Genomic DNA, 2,498 nt, shown 5'->3' on the forward strand with positions numbered 1-2,498 from the left:
GCTGCAGGTCGTGACCGAGCTAAAAAATCGCGGCGTACAGGACATCTTCATCGCCTGCGTCGATGGCCTGAAAGGCTTCCCGGACGCCATCGAGGCGGTCTATCCGCAGACTTCGGTTCAGCTGTGCATCGTCCACATGGTGCGCAACAGCCTGAACTTCGTGCCATGGAAAGCGCAGAAAGAGGTCGCCGCCGATCTGAAGTTGATCTACAGTGCAGCCACTACCGATGAAGCTGAACTCAGGCTTTCCGAATTCGAAGATAAATGGGATAAACAGTATAAACCAATAAGTCAGTCCTGGCGCCGAAATTGGGCGCGCGTCATACCGTTTTTCGACTATCCGCCAGAAATCCGCAAGGTGATATACACCACGAATGCGATTGAGTCGATTAACATGAGCCTGCGAAAAGTTACCAAGGCCCGCAGTTCCTTTCCGACTGATGAAGCCGTCAGCAAGCTGTTTTATCTTGCCCTGAACAACATCAGCAAGAAGTGGACGATGCCGATACGGGACTGGAAAGCTGCGCTAAACCGCTTCGCCATCCAGTTTGAAGACCGAGTACCGCAGACTTAAACAAAGACTCGTTTACACAGAATCTGGTACACCCCCAAAGTTCGAGGATCAGATCACTGTTCATGTACGCGATGACGTGCCGAAGACCGATTATCTAGTACGGCGCGGTTTCAAGCGCGGCGACAACGCGGCAGGCAAGATGTATGACTGCGATCTCATCCTCTATGACGTCAAGCGTCGTAAGATTTTTTTCGTACAAGCGAAGTGGAAGCGCGACAGTCGTACCGCGAGTCTGGATGATGAATTGCACGATTGGGGAGCAAGCAATTGGTCGCTAACCAAAGGCGTCGAACGCCTTGTCGTGTTGCGCGACCGGCTTGCAGAGCCCGTGGTGCTTGATCAGGTTCGCGCAGCGCTCGGTGACATTAAACTGTCCAACGAGCACATAGTGAAAAACGCGCACTTCATTGTCCTGCACACGCTTCCCGCCTTCAATTCTTATCAGATCGACGGTGTAGCGATTTACGAGTGGAATTTGTTCCGTAACCTGCTCTTGCGAGGCTTGGTTAGGCGCCGGTGGTCGCCTGATGGCGTGCCCGAGCACGCGCGACCGTTGGCTGCCTATGTACACGGCGAGGTGCTCGCACTTGAGGACCCGCAGCATGTGCTTGATCACTATTGCGCCGCGATTGGCATGGACTTTACCCACCTGCCGACTGCAATGCGGATGCGACAAGAAGCCCGCTACGTTTTCGAGTTGCCGTTGCCGGACGGCTCTTGGTGGCAGCGGTTGAGGAAACGGGACAGAATCAGGATCTTGCGACCCTATATCTAGGGAGCCGCTGATTAATTCACTTTCGCGCGCGAAAGTCGACGAGATCGCTGGCCGGGTTGCTTGGCACCTCGAAAGATGTTTTTGGCCCGGCCACAGGCAATTGTTCAGCAAGTCGGCAGTATTTCTTTTGCCTTCCGGCACTCAGGACGCACGTCGGGTGTCGGTGACCGTAAATCGCCGGCCAGCCAGTACCAAATTGGCGAAGCCGAACAGCGTAAACAGTTGTGTCGTGTTCTTGGCCAAGCCGCGATAGCGCGTCTTCCGATGACGGAACAGGTTCTTGATGACATGGAACGGATGCTCGACTTTCGCCCGCACGCTGGCCTTGAGATGCTCCAGTTTTTCGAGCATGCGGCCGAGCTTGTTCTTGGGCAGGGCCTTGCGCTTGGAGCGCTTCATCGCCACGTGCCAGGTCACCGATTTGCCGAGATTCTCTGCACGTTTCTCGACGCCTTGGTAGCCGGCATCGCCAAGCGCCGCAGATTCATCGCCGTGCAACAACGAGCCCGCTTGTGTGACGTCGGCGACGTTACCGGCAGTGCCGATGACGGTATGCACGAGGCCGGACGCGGCGTCCACTCCCACGTGCGCCTTCATCCCGAAATGCCACTCGTTGCCCTTCTTCGACTGGTGCATTTCCGGATCACGCTTGCCGTCCTTGTTCTTGGTCGAAGGCGGCGCCGCGATCAGCGTGGCATCCACAATGGTCCCCTCACGCATCATCAGACCCTTCTCGGCAAGGTGGCCGTTGATGGTGTCGAAGATCTTTTTCGTCAGCCCGTTAGCTTCGAGCAGATGCCGGAATTTGAGCAGCGTCGTCGCGTCCGGCGCAGACTCCCGATTGAGGTCGATGCCGACAAAGGCGCGGATGGCCTGGCTGTCGTAGATCGCGTCTTCAATGCCCTCATCCGACAGCCCGAAACACTGTTGGGCCACATACATCCTCAGCATGCGTGCCAAGCCGATCGGCGGGCGGCCAGCACCGACGATCTTGGGGTAGAACGGTTCGATTGCCCGCTGCAGCGGCTCCCACGGCGTGATCTTTTCGATCTCCGCAAGAAAGCGGTCGCGCCGCGTCAGCTTCTTCTTGTTTGCGTATTCAAGGTCCGAGAAGCTCTTTTGCATGATCGACACGACAGCGTTGGATGG

The 2,498-nt window shown here is 56.4% G+C and carries 3 protein-coding genes; 2 read left to right on the plus strand and 1 reads right to left on the minus strand.

Annotated elements, in window-relative coordinates; genetic code table 11:
- Positions 1-574, plus strand: a 574-nt coding sequence (locus U9J41_RS29205) for an IS256 family transposase (RefSeq protein WP_322405701.1), incomplete at its 5' end; no start/stop codon positions are given.
- 76 nt (positions 575-650) lie between these two features.
- Positions 651-1,349, plus strand: a complete 699-nt coding sequence (locus tag U9J41_RS29210; RefSeq protein ID WP_322405702.1) for a hypothetical protein — start codon at positions 651-653, stop codon at positions 1,347-1,349.
- A gap of 141 nt (positions 1,350-1,490) precedes the next feature.
- Here U9J41_RS29210 and U9J41_RS29215 read toward each other — a convergent pair whose 3' ends face one another.
- The gene (locus U9J41_RS29215) at positions 1,491-2,474 is read right to left on the minus strand and encodes an IS5 family transposase (protein ID WP_322404939.1); all 984 of its coding nucleotides are present in this window, start codon (positions 2,472-2,474) and stop codon (positions 1,491-1,493) included.
- Positions 2,475-2,498 lie beyond the last annotated feature (24 nt).

It is taken from the genome of Massilia luteola, from assembly GCF_034420155.1.
Classification (GTDB): Bacteria; Pseudomonadota; Gammaproteobacteria; order Burkholderiales; family Burkholderiaceae_D; genus Telluria; species Telluria luteola.

Bases quoted from the DNA above. Each gene is read 5' to 3' on its own strand.
- U9J41_RS29215 (WP_322404939.1), bottom strand. From the start codon at position 2,474: ATGCAAAAGAGCTTCTCGGACCTTGAATACGCAAACAAGAAGAAGCTG.